Here is a 25981-nt window from a genome sequence, read left to right as displayed (position 1 = left end):
GATGCCGATAAACCGAAAAAGTCGCTGATATATCAACACTTAATAACATTTTAGGAGGAATAATCATGAAACAATTATCAGGTTCTGACATTCGCCGTCTATTTTTGGAGTTTTTCAAGGAAAAAGGCCATTCTATTGAACCGAGTGCTCCCTTAGTACCGCATGAAGATCCATCATTGCTATGGATTAATAGCGGGGTTGCTACATTAAAGAAATATTTTGATGGCCGTGTGATTCCGGAAAATCCAAGAATTACAAACGCTCAAAAATCTATTCGTACGAATGATATTGAAAATGTAGGCAAAACAGCTCGCCATCATACTTTTTTTGAAATGCTTGGGAATTTCTCAATTGGCGACTATTTCAAAGAGGAAGCGATCGAATGGGCTTGGGAGTTTCTTACCGATGAAAAGTGGATTGGCTTTGAAGCTGAAAAATTATCTGTCACGATCCATCCGGAAGATGAGGAAGCATTTGATATTTGGAGAAAGCAAATTGGTGTTCCGGAAGAAAGAATCATTCGCTTAGAAGGGAACTTCTGGGATATTGGTGAGGGCCCAAGTGGACCGAATACTGAAATCTTTTATGATCGTGGACCTGAGTATGGCAATGACTTAAATGACCCTGAATTATACCCTGGCGGAGAAAATGAAAGATATCTAGAGGTTTGGAATCTTGTTTTCTCAGAATTTAACCATAATCCAGACGGCACTTATACTCCGCTTCCAAAGAAAAATATTGATACGGGGATGGGGCTTGAACGGATGGCATCCGTTGTTCAAAATGTCCGAACAAACTTTGATACAGACCTTTTCATGCCAATCATCCGAGGAACAGAAGAAATTTCTGGAGAAAAATATGGCAAGAACAAGGAAACGGATGTTGCTTTTAAAGTAATTGCCGACCATATTCGGACTGTTGCATTTGCAGTTGGAGATGGAGCGCTTCCATCAAACGAAGGCCGTGGATATGTATTGCGCCGCTTGCTTCGCAGAGCCGTCCGTTATGCGAAACAAATCAATATTAATCGTCCTTTTATGTTTGAGCTAGTCCCAGTCGTTGGGGAGATTATGCAGGACTTCTACCCGCAAGTAAAAGAAAAAGAGGAATTTATCCAAAAAGTAATTAAAAATGAAGAGGAACGTTTCCATGAAACTCTTCATGAGGGATTGACGATTTTATCAGCTGTTATTAAAAAGGAAAAAGAAAAAGGCAGCCATCTGATCCAAGGTGAGGATATCTTCCGCTTATATGATACGTACGGCTTCCCTGTTGAGTTAACAGAGGAATATGCGGAAGAAGCAGGCATGAAGGTTGACCATGATGGTTTTGAACTAGAAATGAACCGCCAGCGTGAACGAGCTAGAGCAGCTAGACAGGACGTTGATTCCATGCAGGTTCAAGGCGGGGTATTAGGAGACATTAAGGTTGAAAGTCAATTTACTGGCTATGATAACCTAGAGTCCCATTCTCAAATTGTTGCGATAGTTAAGGACGGACAGCTTTTTAACGAAGCACAAATGGGGGAAGAAGTTCAGCTCATTATGGACGTTACGCCTTTCTATGCAGAGAGCGGCGGACAAATCGCTGACAGCGGTATATTAAAAGCTGATGGCTTAAAAGTAGTTATTAAAGATGTTCAAAAAGCGCCAAATGGCCAAAATCTTCATAAGGCAATAGTAGAAACGGGAACATTGAAATTAAATGATCGAGTTCATGCAATTGTCAATGAAGCATCACGTTCCAAGATCATTAAGAACCATACTGCTACTCATCTTCTGCACCAGGCGTTAAAGGATGTTCTTGGAAATCATGTTAACCAGGCAGGATCATTAGTAGAACCTGACCGTTTGCGCTTTGACTTCTCACACTTCGGGCAGATTACTGCTGAAGAGCTTGAGAAAATTGAAAACATTGTGAATGAAAAAATTTGGCGCAGTTTGGAATTAGAAATTGATTATAAAGACATCGAAGAGGCTAAAGCGATGGGAGCTATGGCATTATTCGGTGAAAAGTATGGCAAGGTTGTACGTGTTGTTCAAGTTGGCGACTATAGTCTAGAGCTTTGCGGTGGATGCCATGTTTCTAACACATCTGTCATCGGGCTCTTCAAAATCCAATCTGAAAGCGGTATTGGCGCCGGTACACGCAGAATTGAAGCTGTAACAGGTGAAGCCGCATACCAATTGTTAAATGATCAAATAAGTATTTTAAAGGAAGCTGCAGGTAAATTAAAAGCCAACCCGAAAGATTTAGCTGGAAGAATTGAAGGCTTATTAACTGAAATGAAGCAGCTGCAAAGAGAAAATGAATCATTAGCTGCGAAATTGGGCAATATTGAAGCTGGAAGCCTCGTATCGAAAGCTAAAGAGATTAATGGAGTGACTGTATTAGCTGCTAAGGTTGCAGCTTCTGACATGAATAATCTGCGTAATATGGCGGACGATTTAAAGAATAAGCTTGGGTCCGCAATCGTTGTCTTAGGCAGTGTAAATGATGATAAAGTTAATTTAATTGCTGGGGTAACGAAGGATTTAATTGAAAAGGGATATCAGGCCGGAAAAATTATTAAAGAAGTGGCAACACGCTGCGGCGGTGGAGGCGGCGGACGCCCAGATATGGCACAGGCAGGCGGTAAAGACCCAGAAAAGCTTGAAAGTGCATTGAATTTTGTTGAAGAATGGGTTAAATCCTTTTGATATCTTTACAAAGTAGTGTAAAATGAAGGTAACCTGTCGAAAATGTTCAATAAATGGATATTACTAGGAATTGTTAAACTGACCTAATGACAAACTTTGACAATGATCTGCAAGTACAAGAAAGTTTTATATAAAGGAAAGCTTTATGATTAGAGCTTCCTTCCCAAAAAAGCGAGGTGTAAGAAATGAGCTCATTTGATAATACGATGAGATTCAATTTTCCTGAAGAGCCCATGGAACATGATGTTAATCAAGTACTTTTGCAAGTGTATGAAGCTCTTCAAGATAAAGGGTATAACCCTATTAACCAAATTGTTGGTTATTTGTTATCGGGGGATCCTGCTTACATTCCCCGCCATAAGGATGCACGCAATATTATTCGCAAGCTCGAACGTGACGAGATCATTGAAGAGTTAGTTAAATCATATTTAAAACAGCAGCGAAAGGGATAATATATGCGGACAATGGGATTGGATGTCGGCTCAAAAACGGTCGGCATTGCGCTTAGTGATGCACTAGGCTGGACTGCTCAGGGCTTAGAAACTTTAAAAATTAATGAAGAGAAAAAAGAGTTTGGTTTCGAGCAAATTGGAAAGATTATTAAAGAAAATGAAGTAAGTAAAATTGTTGTCGGCTTGCCAAAGAATATGAATGGTACGATTGGCCCACGCGGAGAAGCAAGTCAATTTTATGCTTCTGAACTAGAAAAACGATTCCAGCTGCCTGTAATATTATGGGACGAGCGACTGACAACAATGGCAGCTGAAAGAGTTCTTCTAGAGGCGGATGTCAGCCGTAAAAAGCGGAAAAAGGTCATTGATAAAATGGCAGCCGTCATGATTTTACAAGGCTATATAGATAGTCAAAATACGATGAGGTGAACAGAATGAACCACGGAGAAAACAATATTACTGTAGTAGATGAAGAAGGAAACGAGCAGCTATGTGAAGTGCTATTTACATTTGATTCTGAGGAATTTGGAAAGTCTTATGTCCTTTATTATCCAATTGGTGCAGATGAAGATGATGAAGAAGAAATTGAAATTCACGCTTCTGCTTTTATGCCAAGTGAAGATAACCAAGACGGCGAATTAATGCCAATTGAAACAGATGAAGAATGGGATTTAATTGAGGAAATGCTTAATACATTCCTTGATGAAGAGGAAGAAAAAGAAGGTAAATAATAATAAAATACATAAAGCTGGCCAATGGCCAGCTTTATGTATTTTATTGCGACTATAAAAAGAAAATATAGTATAATAAACCGAGTAAAGGAGGGGATGTTTGTGACGAAAGAAGAGAATAGTGAGAAAAAGGAAATCATCCGTCAAAAAATGATTGAACGCCAAAGTGAAGCCAAATTAGTAAGAAGAATTGTTTTTGTCATTTCAATCATATTAATCATAGTGGTTGGCGCAGTTGTTGGCGGGGGTTACTTATATATAAAATCAGCCTTGGAGCCAGTTAATCCTGAAAATAATAAAGAGAAGAAGATAGAAATTCCAATTGGGTCATCGACAACAAGCATCGGCAAGATTCTTGAAAAAAACGGGATTATTAAGGATGCCCGTGTATTCAAATATTATGTCAAATTAAAAAATGAAACTGGTTTTATGGCTGGTGAATATAGCCTAAAGCCATCGATGGCGATGCATGAAATAATTGGAAGTTTAAAAACAGGAAAAATAGTTGAAGAAGTTGTGTTTAAAATTACAATACCTGAAGGAAAGCAGCTCAAACAAATTGCAGGTATTATCGCTGAGAAAACAAACAAGGATGCTGATGAAGTATTTCAAAAGCTAAACGATCAAAAATTTATTAATTCCATGATGGCTAAATATCCACATGTCTTAACGGATGACATACTATATGAAGATATCATGTATCCATTAGAAGGTTATTTATTTCCGGCTACCTACCCTTTTTATAAAGAAGATCCTACTATAGAAGAAATTATTGGAGTTATGCTGGATAAAACAGCGGCAATTTTAACGGAATACCGGCCAGAGATGGAGGCCCAAAATCTTTCAGTCCATCAATTATTGACAATGGCATCTTTAATTGAAGAAGAGGCCACTGAAAGAGTAGATAGAGATCAGATTGCTAGTGTTTTCTATAATAGAATGGAGACAGGGATGCCATTGCAAACAGACCCAACTGTCCTTTATGCACAAGGTGAACATAAGGATAGGGTTCTTTATAAGGATTTAGAGGTGGACTCGCCTTATAATACGTATAAATATCCCGGTCTTACGCCAGGACCAATCGCAAATGCTGGTGTCATTTCCATTGAGGCAGCATTAGCACCAGCCGAATCAGATTTCTTATACTTCCTAGCAACTTCGACTGGAGAAGTGCTGTTTTCAAAAACACTGGATGAGCATAATAGGAAAAAGGCACAGCATATTACGAATAAATAATTTTGCGCGCTTGAACAGGGCGCTTCTCTAATTTGGCTTGGTAATACTTGATTATTAGCATTCTTTTCGTATTTATGTTAAAATAGTACAAGTGTTTAATAAGCTCTAAAGTAGCGTAAATCACAGCTAAGCAAGGATTTGGGTAAATGGCCGATAAATCCTTATTGGTTGTGAACGCTATTTTTTTCTGTTAATTGAGCAAAACTATTGCATTGAGGTGATGGCAGCTTGAAAGACGATAAGCTGCATGTATATATAGAGGGAATTATTCCTTCAAGGCCAAAGTTTTTTGAGGAAATGGAGCAATATGCCAAGGATCATGGCGTACCTATTATGGAGTTAGCTGGTATTGAAGCATTGCTTCAGCTTCTTCGGATCCAAAAGCCTAAGTCGATTTTGGAAGTCGGTACAGCCATAGGCTATTCTGCTCTTCGAATGGCTTATGCAATTCCTTCCTGTGAAATTGTTACGATTGAAAGAGATGCTGAGCGCTATCTGCTCGCAGAGAAATATATACAAGAGGCAGGAAAAGAAGCTCAGATCCACATTGTTAAAGGGGATGCTCTAGAAGTGGAATCAATCATTAAAGAGCATGCTCCATTTGATGCTATTTTTATCGATGCGGCAAAGGGCCAATACAGGAAGTTTTTTGAAATATACTCCCAGTATGTTAGTAAAGATGGGATGATTATTACAGACAATGTTCTTTTTAAAGGGCTTGTTACTGAGACCGAAATTGAAAATAAACGAATTCGGACTCTCGTAAAGAAAATAAATGACTTTAACGTATGGTTAATGAATCATCCTGATTACTATACGGTCATCCTGCCTGTAGGTGACGGGGTTGCGATAACAAAAATGAGGTGAGAAATGATGGCAAAGCCGGAATTATTAGTCACACCAAAAAGTGTGGAAGATATTATCCCTTTGGCTGAGGCGGGAGCAGATGCTTTTGTAATCGGAGAGCAGCGCTATGGATTACGCCTTGCTGGTGAATTTTTAAGAGATGATGTAAAGAAAGCAATTGAGCTTGCACATGAAAAAGGAAAAAAAGTTTATGTAGCAATGAATGCCCTTTTTCATAATGAAAAAGTGGACGAGCTTCCCCAATATATAAAGTTTTTACAGGATGTAAATGCTGATGCAATTATATACGGAGATCCTGCAGTGCTAATGGCTGCTCGTGAAGCTGCGCCAAATATGAAGCTTCACTGGAGCACTGAAACGACTGGAACTAACTGGTATACATGTAATTATTGGGGCAGAAAGGGCTCGAAACGTGCTGTTTTGGCCCGAGAAATAAACATGGATGCCATCATTGAAATTAAAGAGCATGCGGAAGTAGAGATTGAAGTACAAGTACATGGAATGACAGCCATGTTCCAATCAAAGCGTTCTCTTCTTGGCAATTATTATGAGTACCAAGGTAAAGTGATGGAAGTCGAAAACCGTAAGCAGGAGCATAATATGTTTCTTCACGACAAGGAGAGGGAAAATAAATACCCGATTTTTGAAGATGAAAATGGTACCCATATTATGAGTCCAAATGATATTTGTATAATCGATGAGCTTCAGGAAATGATTGAAGCAGGGATCGATTCTTTTAAAATTGATGGGATCCTTAAAAGTTCGGAATATATTCTTGAAGTAACAAAGCTATATCGAAAAGCTATTGATCTGTGTGTGGAAGATCCGGATCAATATGATGATATAAAGGATGAATTATTAAATGCCGTTGAAGAAATCCAGCCTGGGAATCGACCATTGGACACAGGATTTTTCTTTAAGGAAACTGTTTACTAATTTGAAAGGGGAGCTGTATGATGGCAGCGGTGAAAGATAAAATTTCCCAGATTGTGAATGGCAAACGGGTGATCGTAAAGAAACCTGAATTGCTTGCTCCAGCTGGTAACTTAGAAAAGTTGAAAATTGCCGTTCATTATGGCGCCGATGCTGTATTTATCGGCGGACAGGAATACGGCTTACGTTCAAATGCAGACAACTTTACATTTGAAGAAATGAAGGAAGGCGTTGAATTCGCCAAAAAGTATGGAGCAAAAATTTATGTGACAACAAATATTTATGCACATAATGAAAATATCGATGGGCTTGATGACTACCTTCGTGGCTTAAGTAAAGCAGGAGTGGCGGGAATTATTGTGGCAGATCCACTTATTATTGAAACATGCCGCAGAGTTGCACCGGAAATTGAAGTTCATTTAAGCACACAGCAATCCTTATCTAACTGGAAGGCTGTTCAGTTCTGGAAGGAAGAAGGCTTAGAGCGGGTCGTTCTTGCCCGTGAAACGAGTGCGGAAGAAATTCGTGAAATGAAGGAAAAAGTTGATATTGAAATTGAGACGTTTGTTCATGGCGCCATGTGTATTGCTTATTCAGGCAGATGCACACTAAGTAACCATATGACGGCTCGTGATTCAAATCGTGGCGGATGCTGCCAATCATGCCGCTGGGACTATGATCTTTATCAATTAGAAGGCGAAAATGAAGTTTCGTTCTTTAAAGAAGGCGATGCTCCTTTTGCGATGAGTCCAAAGGATTTAAATTTAATTCAATCTATTCCGCAAATGATCGAGCTTGGCATTGATAGCTTGAAAATTGAAGGAAGGATGAAATCAATTCATTATATCGCTACAGTTGTTAGCGTATACCGTAAAGTAATCGATGCTTATTGTGCTGACCCGGAAAACTTCAAAATTAAGCAGGAATGGCTTGATGAGCTGGCTAAGTGTGCAAATCGTGAAACCGCTCCAGCATTTTTTGAGGGAGTTCCTGGGTATAAGGAGCAAATGTTTGGAAATCATAGCAAAAAGACGAATTCTGATTTCGTTGGCTTAGTATTAGACTATAATCCAGAAACGCAAATCGTAACATTGCAGCAGCGTAATCACTTCAAGCCTGGCCAGGAAGTTGAGTTTTTTGGACCTGAAATCGAAAGCTTCACTCATGTGATCGATAAAGTATGGGATGAAAAAGGAAATGAGCTTGACGCTGCCCGTCATCCGATGCAAATCGTGCAATTTAAGCTAGATAAACCGGTTTACCCTAACAACATGATGCGAAAGGAGCTTTAATCATCATGACTCGCAAACCAGTTGTTATCGGTGTTGCCGGCGGCTCTGGCTCCGGAAAAACAAGTGTAGCAAAATCAATTTATGAACGCTTTAATGGACACTCAATCTTAATGTTGGAACAGGATTACTATTATAAAGACCAAGCACATTTACCTTTTGAAGAACGTTTAAAAACGAATTATGATCATCCGCTTGCTTTTGATAATGATTTACTGATCGAGCATATTCATAGACTGCTGCAATATGAGTCCATTCATAAGCCGGTTTACGATTATACCATTCATAGCAGATCTGAGAAGGTAATTGAAGTAGAGCCTAAGGATGTTATTATTCTTGAAGGCATTCTTGTTTTAGAGGACGAGCGCCTGCGGAATCTAATGGATATTAAACTTTTTGTAGATACGGATGCTGATGTACGCATAATCCGCCGTTTGTTCAGAGATATTAAAGAACGCGGAAGATCTATGGAGTCAGTCATTGATCAATATATCAATGTTGTCAGACCCATGCATAATCAATTTGTTGAGCCGACTAAACGGTATGCAGATATTATCATTCCTGAAGGCGGACAAAATCATGTAGCCATTGATTTAATGGTAACAAAAATTCAAACAATTCTTGAACAAAAGTCATTTTTGTGACACAATAGCATAGAAAATATAATAAGGTGTCCCTTTAATGGACAAACATGGCGCGCCCTAGAAAAGGTCGCGCTCCTATATTAATTAGCAAGATAGGCTGCAAAGCCATTCATAGGACTACATTGCACAGCAGTATCTTGCAAAATACACTTTGTGCTAAGAAATTGGGCAAGGTGTGTACATAAAATACAGAAAGAACGCAATTCTATCAGGGTTGTGAAAAATTGAAGGAGTGAAGGTTTTGGCAATTGAAAAGGTTTTCCCTATGACACAAGCTGGAAAAGAAAAGCTTGAACAAGAATTGGAATATTTAAAATCTGTTAAGCGTAAAGAGGTTGTTGAACGCATTAAGATAGCACGCAGCTTCGGTGATTTATCCGAGAACTCTGAATATGATTCAGCGAAAGAAGAGCAAGCTTTTGTTGAAGGACGAATTACAACAATTGAAAATATGATTCGTAATGCAAAGATCATTTCTGAAAGTGAAATGAGCTCAGATGCCGTATCATTGGGCAGCTCAGTTACATTTATTGAACTTCCAGATGGTGAGGAAGAAACTTATACGATTGTCGGCAGTGCAGAGGCAGACCCATTTGATGGTAAAATCTCCAATGACTCTCCAATTGCCAAAAGTTTACTTGGCAAAAAGGTTGGAGATGAAGTTAAAGTTCAAACTCCTGGTGGAGAAATGGATGTACGAATTGTAGAAATTAAGTAAAAAATAATAGTTTGAAAAGCAGAAACCTCGTCAAAACTTTTGACGAGGTGTTTTTTTATGTGGAGAAAAAGAGCGATAGGCTGGCTTTGTATTTGTTTACTGATGTTTTCTGTTTTACTTGGCAGATTAGTCCAGCTTCAATTGGTGTCAACAGAAAATTTCACAAAAAGGCAAATCAATCTGCTTGAAGCTAGTGTAAGTCAGCGGTCACAGGAAATGGTGCTTGACACTGGAAGGGGAAATTTTCTCTACAAGGACGGAAGCCCTATTACACACCAAAGACTTCCAGTTCTCATTTTATTTCCCTTTTTAAAGAAAATGGATTGGGAAATTGAAAAGGTAGCTGCAATTATGGGTGTATCCCAATATGGGCTCCGCCATGCAGTAGAAAAGGCAAAGATACCTTTTGCATATGGAGACCCTAAGCCATTCTTATTAACAGAAGATCAAGTAGAAAGCATTAATAACTTAAAAATTCCAGGTGTATTTGCAGTAGAGAAAAAGTATCATTTAACAGATAATCCTGCAGAACATCTAATTGGCATCACTGGCGAAAATGAAGGAGTATTGCGGAAGCGTTATCCAGACAAAGAGCTTTCTTCAACAACTATGATTGGATTAACAGGTATGGAAAAAAGCTTCGATGAATTTCTTTTACCAGACGGGAAATCTAAGTTAGTCTTTCATGTTGACGCTACTGGAGGCCCCCTATTTGGGATTAACGTTAAATATGTTGAGCCGGCTAATCCATTTTACCCTGTAAATATAAGGACAACGATTGATCCACATTTACAGGCCATGGCAGAAAAGCTTGCAGATCAGCACGGGGTGAAAAAAGGTGGTATTGTCCTGTTAGATATAGAAACAAACTCAGTTGCTGCTATGGTCTCAAGGCCATCACTTAATCGAAAGGACCCCTTCAATAAATTAGCTGGCGGAGCAGAAAATGTAATACTAGAACAGCAGATAATGGGTTCTATATTTAAGACTGTTATTGCAGCGGCCGCCATCGACCATAATCTTACAAGTCCCTCTCGAACCTTTGACTGCAGCAAGAAAATTAACGGAGAACCAGATTTGCAATTTCAATATGGCATGCTTGATTTGACAAATAGCTTTGCAAGAAGCTGTAATAATACGTTTGCAACTTTAGCTAAGGAATTAAAGGATATTGATCCTAATATAATTGAAAACTATGCAAAAAAACTTAGCTTAACAGGACCGGTCGGCTGGACAGGGGATATTTATCATTTCCATGATTTCAAACAGCTGCAGGAGGAAGACAAGGGGAGAATCTTCCTTACTGAGGATGAAAAGAAAGACGTAAATTATGTAGGTCTTACGGGTATCGGACAGCATGAGGTGAGAGGAACTCCTCTAGCCGTTGCAAATATGATGGCAACTATTGCAAGAGGCGGGCAAAAAGAGATGGTGAGGGTAGCATCAAAGGTTGAATATAAGAATCAAACATCTTTATTAGATTTTAAGAAACAAAAACTAGATGGAGAGCCAATCTCTCCTTATACTGCCATGAAGCTGCAAAAGCTATTAAGGGAGGTTGTCATGAATGAGAACGGAACCGGAAGGTGGTTTCAAAATCTTCCATACGAGGTGGCGGGGAAATCAGGTACTGGAGAGACCGGCAGAACCGATGGAAATAAGCCTCTTTATAATAAGTGGTTTGCTGGGTATTTTCCTTACAATAAGCCTAAATATGCTCTTGTGACAGTTAATTTAGGGGTGACTGCAGATACGGGGGGTGTAAATGCATTATTTGCCGACATTGTTAAAGGGGTTTATGAAATTGAACAGAATAGAAGTGGTACTGAATAGTCCATAATAGACAAATTTATTTTTTCATGTTTGAATAATAATATTACTTCACTCAATGATCTTTCAAACGAACAAAAGTAAATGGGGAGGAGATTTTTTTGAAAAGAAAATATAGCTCACCTAGTCAAAGATCCCGCTCAGATATCAGGGGAAAAAGAAGAAAAACAAATTTAATCCTAAACCTGTTGATTGGCTTTGTAATATTATTAATTATTGTTGTGTCCGCAAAGATTTTTCTAGGAGGAAATTCAGAAGAAACGGCTGGAAAGAAGTCAGAGACTGATGTGATAGACACTGAAAAGGAAAATGAAACAGCGGAAGATGAACGTGCTGAAGCAGAAAATGAAAATGACGGTCAAAGTGAAAATAATACTACTCAAGAAGATTCTTCTTCAGCAGATGAAGAAACAGTCGACACTTCTGAAAAGGAGTCTGATAGCAAGCCTGAGAAACAGGAAATTGCTCCTGCAAGTGAAGAGGATGCTGTTGTTACTCCTGGCGGGGAAGAAGAGAATGTAATAAAGACTATTGAAAATCCTAGCTGGCAGCCAATTGGAACATCTCAGTCTGGTGAACACACATCTGTTTATGATGCGGATTCAGTTGATTGGGCAGAAATGCTGCAAGCAATATCATATGCTACAGGGGTAGAGAAGGATAATATGACGGTATGGTTTTTAGGGAATAATGGACATAATAAATCGGTTGGCACGATTTCTTCCAAAGACCAACAGAAAAAGTATCGTGTCTATATCAAATGGGTTGATGGTCAAGGCTGGAAACCTGAAAAAGTAGAAGAACTTAATAAAATAGAAAACCAATAATCTTTAATCAAGCGAGGAGGGCGTATTAGCCTTCCTCATTTTTTTGCTTTAAAATGAACGACTGCCGAATAAAAGGTTTTTCCGTTTTCGTCCATATTCATCTGGTGTGAAACATGATGAACTTGAAGTAGAATTGCTTTATTATGCTCAATTTGAATACTGATTTTTTTTTCAAGCGATTTTAAGTCATGGGCTTCGAAAAATTCAATTTTGTCTTCAATTAAATCAAGCTGAAAGTTCACCTTTATGATCTCCTTTTTTATCATTCATCTGTAATGTATTTTAACCCAGAATATTAGATAGAGGAAGTCAATATGAGATTTCAGTTGATTGGATTATTTGAGAATGGTAAATTGAGAACATGTATAAAGATAAACTAACTCAAGAAAGAGGTCTAAAAGAATGAAAGTTGGTATTATTGGAGCAATGGAAGAAGAAGTAGCATTATTGCGTGAAAAAATAGAGGGTAAAAGTCAGGTTGTAATCGCAGGGTGCGAGTATACAACTGGAACAATGGATGGTGTTGAGGTAATTCTTCTCCGTTCTGGTATTGGTAAAGTTAATGCGGCATTATCAACAGCAATCCTTCTAGAAAGGTTTAATCCTGACCTTATCATTAATACCGGATCTGCTGGGGGCTTAAATCCCGATTTAAATGTAGGAGATGTAGTAATATCTTCAGAGGTAAGGCATCATGATGTAGATGTTACTGCTTTTGGATACGAATACGGACAGGTGCCACAGCTGCCGGCAGCCTTTGAAGCTGATAGAAAATTAGTGCAAATTGCTGAGAAATGTGCAAGCGAAATTAAAGATATTCAAGTTGTAAGAGGCCTAATCGCAACTGGAGATTCATTCATGAATGATCCCGTTAGAGTTGAATATATACGTGGAAAGTTTTCCGATCTCCAGGCTGTAGAAATGGAGGCGGCTGCTATCGCCCAAGTATCCTATCAATTTGAAACACCTTTTGTGATCATAAGATCTTTATCCGATATTGCTGGTAAGGAATCTGATGTATCATTTGAACAGTATTTAGAAAAGGCGGCATTACATTCAGCAGATTTGGTTATGAAAATCGTAAGTGCGTTGAAATAAAAGCTCGTTATTGTTAACTGCCTATTTTAATGTTTTTTCAAGTTTATGAAATAAAAAGGTTTACAAGTGCCGTATGAATGGATATAATTACCTTTGTAAGTAAAAAATTTCCTAAAAAAGGAGGTCGAATGAAATGATCATGGCTACTGGAAATGCAAAAGCACTTCAAATTAAATACATTACGAATTCGACCTACGAGGAATGGATTGCTTAATTATTAACAATATACATCCAAGCCGCAGGGAGAATCGTTTCCTTGTGGCTTTTTTGTGCCTTTTGCCGCAGGGAATGTCTCTTTGCGGTTTTTTGTTGTATCAGGGGAGGTGATATATATGACACTAAATATCTTTTTTCTAACGATTACGATCAAAAAACGTAAGCTATCAATGGAAGAAATTATGCATAATGAAATGATTCATAAAATTCAAGAAGAAAATCGGGATCGTCAGTATACAATGTATCGCACATTTTAATTTTAGTTAACGAGATTGAAGAGAAAGGTGGTAATAATAATGATTTTTCTTATGCAAGGACGTCAAGCAATTTTATGGGTGGAGAATGATACCACCTAGCTGTAAGTTGGGAGGAGATCTGAGCTTGTATTTACATGTTCTGCTATTAACACTTCCATTTCGAAAAAAGAAACGCAAAAGTAATTAACATGGCTTTCCCTTTTTCTTATTTAACAAAATGTTCACACCTACCCTGAAATTGACGGGCTTAAATGTGTTAATTTTATATTAAATAAGAGTATTCAAAAGGGGTGCAAAAGCATGTTCACAATTGTGATGGCAGCAGTTCTTTGCTCTGTAATTGGCTGCATTATTTTTTCTGAAGTAAGTGTGGATGAAGTTGGCTTTGAATAAACACTAAAAAGGATTAACCACGTGATGGTTAATCCTTTATTCTTGATTCTGGGGAGAACCTTAAAAGCGAATAAAGCTGTTTTAAGGGGTGTCACATATTGGTGAAATGGATGGTTTTGATATCATGCATATTTAAATATATGAGCTCCTCTCTCGCGGTGATGAGCTCGATAAAATTATTTTGTAAGCTATTTAATTTACCTATGAGATTGGAGTTTTCACCTATATTTAGAATGACTAGCTCATTGACCATCTTTTCGATCTGGACCTCTAACGTTCTTGCGAGTGAAATGTTAACCGGTTGCAACGGCAGCTGCTGGTTAGTTAAACTGTACGGTCTTTGATTAGCTGTATAAGGGATAAGCCATTTTAGATGATTGAGAGATATGAGCATTGTTTTATAAACGGGTGAATAAAAGACAAAATAATTATTCATTATGCTTGAAATAAAACCTGGGATTGGCTGATTACCGGTAATGTAAATTTCGGTAAACATACCTTTCCCAAGTGTGAGTACTTTTCTTAAAGAAAGTTCTTCATCGTGCTCAATATTTGGTGTTCCGCTCGGAGGGGGAATATCATCCTCTTTAGGCTCCAATTTTGTTATTTTTTGAATATGAACGATGGGAAGGTAAAGATAATCCTTCCCATCGAACAATACCAATACATCACTCCCTATCTCGATTACCATTCCTGCAATGATCTTTTTACCAGGAAGCTGTAATTTGACTTTTTCACCCACTAATTTTTTTAAAATGTTTTTCAAGTATTATCCCTCCTTTCTTTTTCATAGCAGGAATAATTTTCATCCTTAGCTGCGTGATCCACCAAAAATAGATTCAAAATCCATAACACTCGTTCCACTATTGTTGTTGTCATTAGAATTTTGGTTGTTATTATTGGATTGCGTATTAGACTCGGTAGCTTTTACAATAGTGTTTATGTGAGATATATTTAAATAAACCTGTGCGTCTTTTCCGACTAAGATGATATAGTCATCCCCAATCTCAGCAAGGAAGCCAGTATACCCTTGCTTGTTGTTTTGATTGCCATCGGTGTCAATAGAAATCCATTTAGATTGGTGATTTTCAAGAACTTCCCTTAATGTCATCCCTTCAGAGGAATAGTCTGTTACAAATGTTGTTTTTAATTTCTTTTTCTTTTGGCTTTTTGAGTTCTTTGAGTTTTTAGTACTCTTTGTAAATCCCTTCATATTTTTTATATTATGGTAAATAATATTTTTATCAGTTTCAATTACAAAATAATCGTTTTTTATTGCCGCTAAAACACCTTCGATTGAATTTCCATCGCTTAACAAGATATTAATTTCATTCCCAACTAATGAAGTTAAATGCTGACCGAATTCCATTTTCTTTGAGCTCCTTTTAATATATTTTTATGATGCTTTAAAGTAATAATGATGCTAGAAGGTTTCCCTAGCTTTCATCATTATTACTTTCTTCTTCTTCTACATTTACACCGTAGCTAATGCTTCGAATATGATACATAGATAGACGCAGAAGTTCTTCATTACAGAAAAGAGCGACAAACTCTCCGTTCGTATCATGAAGCATGCCTTCTACTTTTTCTGGTCCCCCTCGATTAATGGTTACCCATTGATACCTTAAGTCTTCCAATAGCTCTTCAAAAGTATCTGGAGCCATATATTCTAAGTTGTTAATTTGATCGAAATTGTAGTTTTGTCCGTTTTTGCTATTTTGTCCTTTCTTTGGACTTTCGGTTAAACTTTTAATGTGTTGATTCTTGAAGTATACAACTCCATCATTTTCACTTAATAAAATTAGGTAGTCATCTTTAACACCAAGTAGAGTTCCAGAGCCAGTTTCTGGTCCCCCCCTGTTTATCTTAATGACTTTATTTACTAAAGACTCCATCATGTCCTTACTCATTACTACTCCTCCTTAGGATTTATAAGCTTATTCACTGCATATATATGTATCACGGGAGGACAATGTACTATTGAAAACGCCTGTTTTTACTATATTAGGTGTAAATAGGCAAGGAATAATTAGGCTATTTAAAAGAATCAGGTCTGAAAAGAATGAGAGCCTACGAAAAAGGCTGTGGAAATATTTCCGAGGAAAATAAATGAGGTGGACAGACAAAAACAACTCTTTTTGCACATAGGAATTAGTTAAGGCTAAAGTGTTTGAAAGCGGGGGTGGAAATAATGTCAGGAATTTTAACAGCGCTTGGCTATTTAGTGAAAGAGATTGTGTTTCTCGTTTCATATGTAAAAAATAATGCTTTTCCTCAACCGCTATCGGCTGCTGATGAAAAAAAGTATTTGCGGTTGATGGCTGCTGGCGACACACATGCTCGAAACATGCTAATCGAGCATAATTTAAGGCTCGTAGCTCATATTGTCAAGAAATTCGAAAATACTGGAGAAGATTCTGAGGATTTAATCTCTATTGGTACAATCGGGTTAATTAAAGCCATAGAAAGCTATTCAGAGGGGAAAGGCACGAAGCTTGCCACCTATGCGGCGAGGTGTATAGAGAATGAAATCTTAATGCATTTACGTGCTTTAAAAAAGACAAAAAAGGATGTCTCTCTTCATGATCCCATTGGGCAAGATAAAGAAGGAAATGAGATATCATTGATTGATGTACTGAAATCTGATTCAGAGGATGTCATAAATACAATCCAATTAAATATGGAGCTTGAAAAGGTAAAGGAATATATAGGGGTTTTAGATGATAGAGAAAAGGAAGTAATTGTGGGCCGTTTTGGCTTAGACCTGCAAAAAGAAAAAACGCAAAGGGAAATTGCCAAGGAATTAGGCATATCCAGAAGCTATGTGTCAAGGATTGAAAAAAGAGCTTTAATGAAAATGTTTCATGAATTTTATCGCGCAGAAAAGGAAAAGGAGAAACGAAAAAACAGCCAATAAATATGGGAAAGCACAATCACTAGCATTTTTAGATTTAATGCTATTGATTGTGCTTTTTTCGTCTTATTCAATTCTGCCGTTCTTTAGAACTAATTTCCAATTCTGACCCCCATCAGATGATTCATAAACATCATTTAAATAAGTAGCAAATGAAAGAGTGTTTTGATCTTTATAATTAACAGAAATAAACGTAATCGGGTTATCATAGCTTAAAAATGGTATACTAATTTGCTCAGCTTCCAATGTATGGATGTTCATTTTATAAAAAAGGACCTTATTATTTTCAACAGATGAATAATATAGGTTGTCTTCTGAAAAGGCCAAGGCAGTTGACATGATAGGATCAGTAAATTTATTCATATTCTTCCCTTGATCATTAGAAAAAAATATTCCACTTTTCGTTGACATCGCCATTAAGCTGTTATTCGTTGGATGGGCAGCAATCATTCCTAGTGTGTCTGCATCTAGTCCATTTAGTTGAACCTGCTCCCACGTTTTTCCCTCATTTTTAGATATAAATACCCCAGGCTCAATTTGTGAGTTTTTTTCCTGATTAATGATATAAATAACTTTTCCATTATAGCTTACCGATAAAAAATAAAAATTACTCTCACTGTAGAAGGCGAGGTTTTCAAGAGTTGCTCCTTTATCCTGACTGTATACTAAACCAAGGGGATCTTTAAGATCAGATCCTTTTTCAGGGTGGCCGCTCGCCATAAATCCATCCTCTGTTGCCTGGAATCCCATATATTCATGTTTTTGGGAGGTTCCTTCCAACCATCCGCCATTAGAATATACTTTTAAACCTTCATGAGAGGCAATATAAAGTCCTGTATCGTTTCCCGGATATCCTAACCCATAAATCTGCTCTAAACGCTGAGGCGCTGCTTTTTTTAACTCGAAGGTGCCAGATACAACAGGTTCTTCTTTTTTTAAAGGATGTTTCTGTTCATCGGCTGAACAACCGGATGCAACGATAGCAAATCCAAATGCTAAAAATGTTAAATGTTTTTTTATTCTTATCGAAATGGTCATGTCGTTCACTCCAACTGCAAATTAATAAGATAAGAGATAAATCCCTTCCAATATTAACGGATATTATATTAGATAAGCAAAAGATTCGTCCCGATTTTGGAAATTTGATAAATGATTGCCTACAACTTTTATCTAAAATGAGGGGTTTGATTCCCCTCATTTTTTATGCTGATCTAAGTGTTTTAATTAATAGAAATTTTAGAAAAGTTAACCTATAATAAAATTATTGAATGATAAGGGGGAAAAAGAATGACAGCGACAACCTATTCAACTATTTGGGATTTAGATGTCTTCTTTAATGGCGGCAGCTCTTCAGAGGATTTTACACAACATTTACATACAACAGAAGAGAAAATTAAGGAATTTGGCTTACAAGTACATACATGGGAACCAACTAATTCAATATCAGATAACACATCATTAATTAACATAATAGAAAACTTTCAAATTACCACTAAGAAGCTCCGTGAAGCTGGAGCATTTGTCAGTTGTCTGCAAGCACAAAATACAAGTGATAAGAAAGCGAGTGAACATCGGGCGAAAATCACTGGGCTAAGTGCAAGCTTTCAAAACGCTTTAACCGTATTTGATGAAAAATTAACGAGCTACGACTCAGCCGTTTGGGAGGAATTGATGCAGGAGAATGGACTCAGCGAATTGTCTTTTGTCCTAACCGAACGGCGCGAGACAGCATCAGAGAAATTATCTAAAGAGGAAGAAAGCCTGATAAATGCCCTTGGGGTTGATGGCTACCATAGCTGGAGCCAGCTTTATGACTTAATTGTAGGGAAAATAAAAATTCCTTTTCAAGAGGACGGAGAAGAAAAACTTCTGTCCGTTGGGCAAGCAGCTAATAAATTTTCTAGTCCGGACAGAGACATCCGGAAAAATATATTTGAAAAGTGGGAATTGGCCTGGCAGGAACAAACAGATTATTTATCAAAAGCTTTAAACCATTTAGCAGGCTTTAGACTGAATGTTTACAAGCAGCGCGGATGGGACGATGTATTAAAAGAGCCTTTAGCTATTAATAGAATGAGCAAAGAAACACTTGATACGATGTGGGATGTTATTTCAAAAAATAAAGAACCTCTTGTGAAGTTCCTAAACAGAAAGGCCGAATTGCTCGGAGTTGAAAAATTATGCTGGTATGACCTAGATGCTCCAATAAATAATACAGAATCGAAAGTTTCTTATCAAGAAGGGGCTGAGTTTATTTTAGATCACTTCTCGCAATTCGGGGAAGAAATGACTTCGTTTGCCAAGATGGCGTTTGAAGAAAATTGGATTGAAGCGGAGGATAGGCCTGGAAAATCTCCAGGAGGATTTCATACATATTTCCCTGAAAGCAGCCAGTCAAGGATATTTATGACGTACTCTGGAACACCTTCAAATATCTCCACATTGGCACATGAGCTCGGACATGGATTTCATACTTATGCAATGAGGGATTTACACTTGTTAAACCGTCATTACGCCATGAATGTGGCAGAGACGGCATCAACACTAGCTGAGATGATTGTTTCCGATGCAGCGGTTAAGAATGCACAATCGGAACAGGAAAAAATTGCTCTCCTCGAAGATAAAATTCAAAGAACAGTCGCATTATTAATGAATATCCATGCACGCTTCTTATTCGAGACCCGTTTCTATGAGGAGCGCAAAAATGGAACAGTTAGTACAGAGAGATTAAATGAGTTAATGGAGGAAGCACAGAAGGAAGCGTATGGTTATTCGCTTGGGGAGTATCATCCAACATTTTGGGCTTCTAAGCTACATTTCTATATTACAGGTGTCCCATTTTATAATTTCCCTTATACCTTTGGATATCTTTTCTCACTTGGCATTTATGCCCGCGCATTAGAGGAAGGGAAGGAATATGAAGAAAAATATATTGCGTTATTGAAAGACACAGCATCAATGAGAGTAGAGGATTTAGCGAAGAAGCATTTAAATGCAGATTTATCCACACATGAGTTTTGGGAAAAAGCGGTTCAGCTTTGTGTGGATGATATTGAGGAATTTCTAGCTTTAACTGAAAGAAAATAGAAAAAAAAGGCCGCACCCTAAATAAAATGAAGGTGTGGCTTTTATTATGGAAACGAAAACCCTAGGCTAGACAGTGGAAGCTGAGGATTGAATTTCAATAATTGTAATACCTCCTTAAATAGTGTGTGATTAGATAACCTTCCTTGTCCGTATTAATCAATAATAAATTGTAAAAAAGTAAAAACAATGTTCAAAATAGTCAAAATATTTTAAAAAGAAGTAAATTTATTTAAAAAAACTTCTAAAGATTTTCTTTATAATATAAATTGGCAAGTTGAATATAAAACAAAAGTTTACGTTCTATTTTCTAATCTAAACAAAGGAGGGATAAAATGAGTGCATTAATTATTTAACAGGCACGAGTAGAAACAGGATTTTGAATATGAAGGAAAAAGCATTTCCCCAACATGGATTGATGCAAAGTGGAGTAACTCACATAAATTAGAGAGGCAATGAAATCTGGAGCTATTATTATAGGGGCTAGACCCAGCCTCTGTTGACCGTAACATTAAAAAATCCCTAGAAATAATGTTGGAAATTGCAGTTAAATCAGAAACAGGCCAGGGTATTCACCTTCACGATCCAAAAAATTAGATCCAATTACATTCTATACTTTAGCTGAATCGATGAAAAGCTGCTAAGAATGAATGTCAGATAACAATCAGCCACGGGATTGCACTAGCTGATTTAGAACAGCTAGATTAAAAACCGATGATTGATATATTGGTCGAAGCTGGGATTGATGGTACAGCCACGATACCAATCAACTGGCCTACAAATCCTGTACATATTCTAAATCACATGCTTTCCAAGTTTCTGTTGGATATGATTGCTTAACCGATTATTGGTCACCGTTCGGATCAGGTAACACAATTGAGATATTAAGTATTCTTGGAGAGCGCTTTAGATTAATAGATGAATACACCTTTAATCGAATTTGGGGCTATGTATCAGGTAGAGTTACACGTTAAATGACCTTGAAGAAAAAGTATGACCAAAAGTCGGCGGTGCAGCAAATATAGTTCTTTTAGATGCTACCTGCTCCGCTCAAGCAGTAGCAAGAAGGACGCTGTTAAAGCTTTCATCCATCAAGGAATTATTGTGAAAAATAATGAGTTAGAGGAGATACACCAAGGGTAGGTTCGAATATTCAAAAGGAGGGCTAATTTTTGATTGATTTACTTTTAATTAATGGCTTTGTAGTAACAATGGATAAAAAAAGACGGTTGCTCCAAGATGGTGGTGTAGCGATTGAAAAAGGCAGAATCATAGATGTTGACCGAACGGAAGCATTATATGAGAAATATGTTGCAAAGAAAGTGATTGACTGTAAAGGCCAGGTTATCATGCCAGGCTTTATTGACGCACATGGCCACGGAGGTCATTCGCTTTTCAAAACAATTGCTGCAGACAATATTGGGGACTGGATGCCAATAATAACGACAGCTTACAAGCACTTTGTGACGGATGAATTTTGGTATTACGAAGGAAAGCTATCAGCTCTAGAACGGTTAAAAAGTGGAGTGACAACAGGTGTTTCGGTAATGGGCTCTGTCCCTCGTTCAGATGACCCTATTTTTTCTATCAACCATGCGAAGGCATATGCAGAAACTGGAATTAGAGAGATTGTTTGTACTGGACCGGCTAACCCACCATGGCCTCAGCCGTTCAGTCGTTGGAAAGACGGAAAGAGAATTGTCGAGGATGTTACTTATGAACAGGCGATAAAAGGAGCAGAGGCAGTCATTGAAGCGCTGCATCACTCTAATAATGATCGAACAAGGGCTTTCATTACACCGTATGTCATTGTCACATCAGTAAATCCTTCTGGACCTACACCACTTGAATCACTTCATCGATTATCCGATCATGATAAAATGCAGGCTCGCCTTATTCGTTCAATCGCGACAAAATATAATACCCGTATTCATTCTGATGCATTTGGCGGTATGATTCACTTAGCCGCTAAAGAAAAAGAGTTTTCACTTTTTGGCCCAGATGTTCACTTACAGCATTGTCGGGGTCTATCATTCGATGAGACGAAAATTCTTGCAGAAACAGGTACAAATGTTAGCGCTTCGCCTGGGTTTGGCTCAATTATTGCCCGAACACCTGTAACTGAATTGATTGAAATGGGTACGACAGTTGCGATTACTACAGACGGAACATCTCCACTCAGCCCATTTGATATGTTTCAAGCTATGAGACGTATGCAGCTGATTCAACAAGCTGCTCTTCGAGATTATTATTATTTACCACCTGGAAAGCTTCTGGAAATGGTGACCATTGATGCGGCGAAGTGTTTAGGTTGGGATGATGAAATTGGGTCGCTTGAAACAGGAAAAAAGGCAGACGTGATTACTGTTAATTTTAACCAGCCACACTTAACCCCGGCTTTCATGCATGTTCACCGTCTTGTTTATCAAGCAGTGGCGAATGATGTTGACACTGTAATAGTTGATGGAAATGTAGTAATGGAAAATCGGGTCGTAACAACGGTTGATGAGAAGCGAGTATTGGATGAAGCAAATATGGAGGCGATGGAGACAATCAAAAGGGCTGGTATGGAACCATATATGGAACCGTCTTCTTATTTTTGGGGACATGCAAGGGCATATTTGGATGAAAAACGTTTTGATAAGGAAGAGTTTGAAAAGAAAATGGAAGTGAAAATATTATGAAGATAAAATTAAAAGGAAAATACGTAATTGCCTATGAAGACAATGATCATATCTTAATTTCCAATGGAGAAATTGTATATGAAAACGACACAATACTGTATGTAGGAAAAGGTTATAGCGGTCAAGTTGATGAAACAATCGATGTAGGGGAAGCGATTATAAGCCCAGGGTTTATTGATTTAGATGCGCTTGGTGACATTGATCACGACTCCATTCACATAGAGCAAGAAGAAGAGAAGCGGAAAAACCTACTGTGGTCAAAAGAGTATTACGATTCCGGACCAAAAGAGTTTATGTCAAAGGAAGAGGAGGCATTTAAGTCACTCTATGCTTATTCTCAGCTGATACTAAACGGTGTTACAACCGCAATGCCGATTACATCAGTATTTTACAAAAGATGGGCAGAAACTTTTGAAGAAATTGAGGCAGCAGCTCATCATGCAGGCAGGTTAGGTTTACGTGTGTATTTAGGGCCAAGCTACCAAGCCGGTATTAGGGTTGTGTCACCAGATGGTGAGGTAAGTGTAGAGTTTCGAGAGGATGAAGGTTGGGCTGGTTTAGAGCGGGCAGTTGAATTTATTCGACAATTTGATGGGGCGTACAACGGACTGGTAAGAGGTATGCTCGCACCTGAAAGAATTGAAACTCAAACAAAAGAAATTCTTGTTCAAACTAAAAAATATAGTGAAGAATTAAATTGTCCTGTACGCCTTCATGCCGCACAAGGTGAATTCGAATATAAAGAGATTGTAAGCCGATATAAAAAGACACCAATACGCTATTTGTATGACATCGGCTTTCTTGGTATGAACACTGCAATACCACACGCTTTCTATACTGCTGAGTATGCTGGAGAGGAAGAAAAATACGATAGTGATATGAAGCTTTTACTTGAAACAGGAACAACCGTTATCCATTGTCCTCTTGTATTAGGAAGGCATGGCATTGCAATGGATTCATTTTCAGAATATTTGAGGATGGGGATCCCTCTTGCACTAGGTACTGACGCATTTCCGCCAGACTTCTTTCAAAATATCCGTACGGCAGCAATTCTATCACGTGTTACATCAAAAAGAGTGGAAGGATCTACTTATGCAGATATTTTCAGAGCAGCCACGATTGGTGGGGCTAATTTTCTAGGCCGTCCTGATTTAGGACGTTTATCACCTGGCGCAAAGGCAGATATTATCATCGTTGATATTACAGGCTTCCACATTGGCAACATTGATGACCCGTTTCGGTCAATGTGTTTAGCTGCTTCTGGAAGTGATGTGAAGATGTCAATCATTAACGGAAGAATCGTTATGAAAGACAGGAAAATTTCGGGAATTGACTTTGAAGAATTGAAGATTAAAGGAAAGAAGTACTTTAATAAACTAAAGTCAAGTTATATTGAGAGGGACTACCAGAAACTAGGGCCAGAGAAACTTTTTACGCCAGCCTTGAAAAAAGTCAAAGAGCATATTATATCAGAAAAATAGGAGATGAGGAGGGTAATTAGTATGTATAAAAGAGGACAAAAGTTTTACGTGTTAATTGGATTAATATTTATATTGTTTCTTGGTCTTGCAGGTTGCTCAACTACCAAGGAAAAAGTTGATGGTGAAAAAAAATCTGAAAAGAAAGAGGCTAATGTTAATGAATTAATTGTAGCTCGTAAAGCGGATGCAGGTAACATTGATCCTCATTTTATTTCAAGCAACCCAACTGCTAACTATGTATATGGGAAAGTTTACGAAAGTCTAGTGGCTAGGGATAAAGAAATGAATTACATCCCAGCTCTAGCAGAGGAATGGAAACAAATCGATGATTTAACTTGGGAATTTAAATTGCGTAAAGATGTAAAGTTTCATGATGGAAGTGACTTTGATGCAGAAGCTGTAAAGCAGGTTTTTGCTCGCCTTCTTGACGATAAAACAGCTTCCCCGAGAGCAGTTGTCTTTTCAATGCTGAAGGAGGTTGATGCAAAAGATGAATACACGGTTGTTTTTCATTTAAAAAATCCATTCTCTGCACTATTGTCGGTGCTTGCTAGTAGTGAAGGTTCAATGATCAGTCCTAAAGCCTTTACAGAAGGAACAGTTGACTTGTCAGTCCATGCTGTAGGGACAGGACCTTTCAAATTCGAATCCTGGAAAACTGGTCAAGAAATGGTGCTTCTTCGCAACGAACAATATTGGGGAACAAAACCTTCTTTTGAAAAACTTACGTATAAAGTAGTTCCTGAGGAAGCAACGCGGTTTGCAATGGTCGAAGCAGGTGAAGCACATGTAGCTGATCAGCTTCCAACAACAGAAATTGAGCGTGTTGAAGCTTCTGATTCCATGTCCGTTCTTCGTGCGGAGGGATTTGGAGTTGAATACATTGGATTTAATGTTGAAAAGGAGCCATTTACTAATGTGAAAGTGCGTCAAGCAATCGCACATGCTATTGAAAAGGATGCTATAATTAAGGGTGTGTACAATAATGTCGGGTCTAGAGTAGCATCAGCATTAGCTCCAAAGGTAATCGGTTTTCATGATAGATTAACAGATTTTCCGTATGATGTAACTAAAGCAAAAAGCCTATTAAAAGAAGCGGGACTTCCAGAAGGATTTAAAACAACAATTGTAACTGATGATAGAAAAGAACGAATTAATTTAGCAGAAGTTATTCAATCTCAACTAAAAGGTATTGGTGTAGAATTAGAGATTAAAGTGTTAGAGTACGGTGTTTATCTAGAAACACTATCAAAAGGGGATTCTGAGATGTATATCGGCGGATGGGGGAATGCAACGGGCGATGCCGATTACAATCAATACAACGTATTTCATAGTTCTTCAGCAGGACCTGTCGGTAACTTCTCTTTCTACAAAAATCCTGAAGTCGATAAGCTAATAGAAGACGCGCGGAAAGAATCGAATGAAGAAAAACGTATGGAATTATATGCGAAGCTGCAAGAAATCGAGTTAGAAGAAGCCCCGCTTATTCCAATGAGAACACTTGAGCATTTAGCTGTTACTGCAAAGGGAGTTAATCAAGTCTGGATGAATTCAATTGGTTTCTTTTTCTTTGAATAAGTGGTAAACAAAAAACTGACTCAATAGTTCGGTGATAAACGAACCTTTTG

Annotated in this window: 24 protein-coding genes; 19 read left to right on the top strand and 5 right to left on the bottom strand. The window is 37.9% G+C overall.

Annotated elements, in window-relative coordinates:
* Nucleotides 1–65: 65 nt before the first annotated feature.
* From alaS to RRV45_RS15915, 12 genes are all read left to right on the top strand, one after another.
* Entirely contained in the window at nt 66–2699 is a 2634-nt protein-coding gene (alaS, locus tag RRV45_RS15970; RefSeq protein WP_315665676.1) for an alanine--tRNA ligase, read from the top strand.
* Between the two features lie 185 nt (nt 2700–2884).
* Nucleotides 2885–3151, top strand: a complete 267-nt coding sequence (locus tag RRV45_RS15965; RefSeq protein ID WP_066293092.1) for an IreB family regulatory phosphoprotein — start codon at nt 2885–2887, stop codon at nt 3149–3151.
* Between the two features lie 3 nt (nt 3152–3154).
* Nucleotides 3155–3580 (top strand): Holliday junction resolvase RuvX, encoded by a 426-nt coding sequence (ruvX, locus tag RRV45_RS15960; RefSeq protein ID WP_315665675.1) that lies wholly within the window; start codon nt 3155–3157, stop codon nt 3578–3580.
* 5 nt (nt 3581–3585) lie between these two features.
* Nucleotides 3586–3882: a DUF1292 domain-containing protein gene (locus RRV45_RS15955; protein ID WP_315665674.1), complete on the top strand. Its 297-nt coding sequence runs from the start codon at nt 3586–3588 to the stop codon at nt 3880–3882.
* 96 nt (nt 3883–3978) lie between these two features.
* Complete coding sequence (gene mltG, locus RRV45_RS15950) at nt 3979–5118, top strand: endolytic transglycosylase MltG (protein ID WP_410489303.1); 1140 nt, start codon at nt 3979–3981, stop codon at nt 5116–5118.
* A 228-nt stretch (nt 5119–5346) separates the two neighbouring features.
* Nucleotides 5347–5985 (top strand): O-methyltransferase, encoded by a 639-nt coding sequence (locus tag RRV45_RS15945; protein ID WP_315665672.1) that lies wholly within the window; start codon nt 5347–5349, stop codon nt 5983–5985.
* A 6-nt stretch (nt 5986–5991) separates the two neighbouring features.
* The gene (locus RRV45_RS15940) at nt 5992–6921 is read left to right on the top strand and encodes a peptidase U32 family protein (RefSeq protein WP_315669060.1); all 930 of its coding nucleotides are present in this window, start codon (nt 5992–5994) and stop codon (nt 6919–6921) included.
* 20 nt (nt 6922–6941) lie between these two features.
* Nucleotides 6942–8210 (top strand): peptidase U32 family protein, encoded by a 1269-nt coding sequence (locus tag RRV45_RS15935; protein WP_315669059.1) that lies wholly within the window; start codon nt 6942–6944, stop codon nt 8208–8210.
* Nucleotides 8211–8215: 5 nt separating this feature from the next.
* Nucleotides 8216–8851: a uridine kinase gene (gene udk / locus RRV45_RS15930; protein WP_315665671.1), complete on the top strand. Its 636-nt coding sequence runs from the start codon at nt 8216–8218 to the stop codon at nt 8849–8851.
* A gap of 241 nt (nt 8852–9092) precedes the next feature.
* Entirely contained in the window at nt 9093–9569 is a 477-nt protein-coding gene (greA, locus tag RRV45_RS15925) for a transcription elongation factor GreA (protein WP_315665670.1), read from the top strand.
* 57 nt (nt 9570–9626) lie between these two features.
* Nucleotides 9627–11402, top strand: a complete 1776-nt coding sequence (locus RRV45_RS15920; protein ID WP_315665669.1) for a peptidoglycan D,D-transpeptidase FtsI family protein — start codon at nt 9627–9629, stop codon at nt 11400–11402.
* Between the two features lie 98 nt (nt 11403–11500).
* On the top strand, nt 11501–12226 hold the full coding sequence (locus tag RRV45_RS15915) for a YrrS family protein (protein WP_315665668.1): 726 nt from the start codon (nt 11501–11503) through the stop codon (nt 12224–12226).
* A gap of 35 nt (nt 12227–12261) precedes the next feature.
* Here RRV45_RS15915 and RRV45_RS15910 read toward each other — a convergent pair whose 3' ends face one another.
* Nucleotides 12262–12468, bottom strand: coding sequence for a YrzA family protein (locus RRV45_RS15910; protein ID WP_410489302.1), 207 nt, complete (start codon nt 12466–12468; stop codon nt 12262–12264).
* 160 nt (nt 12469–12628) lie between these two features.
* Here RRV45_RS15910 and mtnN point away from each other — a divergent pair, with 160 nt between their 5' ends.
* Both mtnN and RRV45_RS15900 read left to right on the top strand, forming a co-directional pair.
* Nucleotides 12629–13324 (top strand): 5'-methylthioadenosine/S-adenosylhomocysteine nucleosidase, encoded by a 696-nt coding sequence (gene mtnN / locus RRV45_RS15905; RefSeq protein ID WP_315665666.1) that lies wholly within the window; start codon nt 12629–12631, stop codon nt 13322–13324.
* Between the two features lie 332 nt (nt 13325–13656).
* Nucleotides 13657–13797: a YrzI family small protein gene (locus tag RRV45_RS15900; RefSeq protein WP_315665665.1), complete on the top strand. Its 141-nt coding sequence runs from the start codon at nt 13657–13659 to the stop codon at nt 13795–13797.
* A gap of 484 nt (nt 13798–14281) precedes the next feature.
* On the opposite strand, the gene RRV45_RS15895 is transcribed toward RRV45_RS15900, so the two are convergent.
* From RRV45_RS15895 to RRV45_RS15885, 3 genes are all read right to left on the bottom strand, one after another.
* Nucleotides 14282–14956, bottom strand: a complete 675-nt coding sequence (locus RRV45_RS15895) for a DUF2642 domain-containing protein (protein ID WP_315665664.1) — start codon at nt 14954–14956, stop codon at nt 14282–14284.
* A gap of 45 nt (nt 14957–15001) precedes the next feature.
* Nucleotides 15002–15559 (bottom strand): hypothetical protein, encoded by a 558-nt coding sequence (locus tag RRV45_RS15890; RefSeq protein WP_315665663.1) that lies wholly within the window; start codon nt 15557–15559, stop codon nt 15002–15004.
* A gap of 67 nt (nt 15560–15626) precedes the next feature.
* Nucleotides 15627–16100, bottom strand: coding sequence for a hypothetical protein (locus RRV45_RS15885; RefSeq protein ID WP_315665662.1), 474 nt, complete (start codon nt 16098–16100; stop codon nt 15627–15629).
* Between the two features lie 281 nt (nt 16101–16381).
* Between RRV45_RS15885 and sigK the strand changes: the two genes are divergently transcribed.
* Nucleotides 16382–17107 (top strand): RNA polymerase sporulation sigma factor SigK, encoded by a 726-nt coding sequence (gene sigK, locus RRV45_RS15880; RefSeq protein WP_066293162.1) that lies wholly within the window; start codon nt 16382–16384, stop codon nt 17105–17107.
* 63 nt (nt 17108–17170) lie between these two features.
* On the opposite strand, the gene RRV45_RS15875 is transcribed toward sigK, so the two are convergent.
* A complete protein-coding gene (locus tag RRV45_RS15875) occupies nt 17171–18142 on the bottom strand; it encodes a F510_1955 family glycosylhydrolase (protein ID WP_315665661.1) in 972 nt (323 codons plus the stop codon).
* 249 nt (nt 18143–18391) lie between these two features.
* On the opposite strand from RRV45_RS15875, the gene RRV45_RS15870 reads away from it, so the two are divergent.
* The 4 genes from RRV45_RS15870 to RRV45_RS15855 all read left to right on the top strand — a co-directional run bounded on the left by RRV45_RS15870 (nt 18392) and on the right by RRV45_RS15855 (nt 25931).
* Entirely contained in the window at nt 18392–20191 is a 1800-nt protein-coding gene (locus RRV45_RS15870) for a M3 family oligoendopeptidase (RefSeq protein WP_315665660.1), read from the top strand.
* A 1208-nt stretch (nt 20192–21399) separates the two neighbouring features.
* The gene (locus tag RRV45_RS15865; RefSeq protein ID WP_315669058.1) at nt 21400–22872 is read left to right on the top strand and encodes an amidohydrolase family protein; all 1473 of its coding nucleotides are present in this window, start codon (nt 21400–21402) and stop codon (nt 22870–22872) included.
* The gene (locus RRV45_RS15860; RefSeq protein WP_315665659.1) at nt 22869–24353 is read left to right on the top strand and encodes a chlorohydrolase family protein; all 1485 of its coding nucleotides are present in this window, start codon (nt 22869–22871) and stop codon (nt 24351–24353) included. Before RRV45_RS15865 ends, RRV45_RS15860 begins: the two co-directional genes overlap by 4 nt.
* Nucleotides 24354–24374: 21 nt before the next feature.
* The gene (locus RRV45_RS15855) at nt 24375–25931 is read left to right on the top strand and encodes a glutathione ABC transporter substrate-binding protein (RefSeq protein ID WP_315665658.1); all 1557 of its coding nucleotides are present in this window, start codon (nt 24375–24377) and stop codon (nt 25929–25931) included.
* The last annotated feature ends 50 nt before the right edge of the window (nt 25932–25981 follow it).

Origin of the sequence: Bacillus sp. DTU_2020_1000418_1_SI_GHA_SEK_038, from assembly GCF_032341175.1 — a bacterium.
GTDB lineage: Bacteria > Bacillota > Bacilli > Bacillales > Cytobacillaceae > Cytobacillus.
Note: the sequence above shows the minus strand (reverse complement) of the source record. Positions and strands in the feature narration are given on the sequence as shown.